This is a genomic window from Pseudomonas agronomica (genome assembly GCF_025917275.1).
Classification (GTDB): Bacteria; Pseudomonadota; Gammaproteobacteria; order Pseudomonadales; family Pseudomonadaceae; genus Aquipseudomonas; species Aquipseudomonas agronomica.
On sequence record NZ_JAOSHO010000873.1, the window covers coordinates 1 to 1,132 of the forward strand.

Consider the following 1,132-nt stretch of genomic DNA (forward strand, 5'->3'; position numbering starts at 1 on the left):
GAGCGAGCTTGCTCGCGATGGCGGGGCATCAGTCAACACCAATGCCGCGGGTGTTCAAGCAATCACCGGCGCCCGCTCCCAATCCAACTGCACCGCCGCCACCGGCCGGCCAAACCAGTATCCCTGCCCCAGCTCGCAAGCCTGTTCAAGCAAGAACGCCGCCTGCTCGCGCTGCTCGATGCCCTCGGCATGCACCTGCATCCCCATGCTATGGGCCAAGGCGATGATCACGCGGACAATCGCCACGTCGTCCTCGTCCCACGGCAACCCGGCGACAAAACCCTGGTCGATCTTGAGTTTCTGCACCGGCAAACGCTTGAGTCGCAGCAGCGACGAATAACCGGTGCCGAAGTCATCGATGGCCAGCCGCACGCCCAATTCGCGCAAGCGGTGCATCTGTTCCAGTGCGACTTCCGGGTCCTCCATGACCGCACTTTCGGTCACTTCCAGTTCCAGGAGCGCCGGATCGAGGCCGGTGTCATGCAGGACGCGGGCGACTTGCTCGTACAATTCGCGATGGGCGAACAAGCGGCTGGAGACGTTGACCGCCACGAACGACAGGGCCACCCCGGCCTGCTGCCACTGGCACATTTGCCGGCAGGCCTGTTCCATGACCCAGGCGTCGATTTGGGCGACCAGCCCCGTACGCTCGGCGATGGGAATGAACTCAGCCGGCGACACCAGCCCACGCGAGGGATGCTGCCAACGCACCAAGGCCTCGACGCCAACCAGACGGCTGGTCGCCAGGTCGTGCACCGGTTGGTAATGCACCCGCAACTCCTCTTGCTGCAGGGCGCGTCGAAGTTCGAAAGCAACTTCGACCCGTTGCTGAGCGTGGGCGGTGAGCTCTTCGGTGTACAGGGCATAGCCATCCCGCCCGCTGCTCTTGGCCTTGAACAGCGCCGAATCGGCGTTGCGCAACAATTGACCGGCGCTGAGGGCATCGCCGGGAAACAAGCTGATGCCGATGCTGGCGTTGATAAACAAGGATTGATCGCCGAGCGGCAACGGTTCTTTCAATGCATCGAGGATGCGTCGAGCCAACGCCGCCGCCTGCCCTGGCTGCGAGCAGTTTTCCACCAGCACCGCGAACTCATCGCCGCCCAGCCGGGCCAGGGTGATGCCCGGCGCA

General features: G+C 64.0%; 1 protein-coding gene. It reads right to left on the reverse strand.

All coding sequences use genetic code 11. The features are described 5' to 3' along the window. Nucleotides 1-54: 54 nt before the first annotated feature. On the reverse strand, nucleotides 55-1,132 hold a 1,078-nt coding region (locus tag OC610_RS27815), incomplete at its 5' end, for a putative bifunctional diguanylate cyclase/phosphodiesterase (protein WP_264432774.1).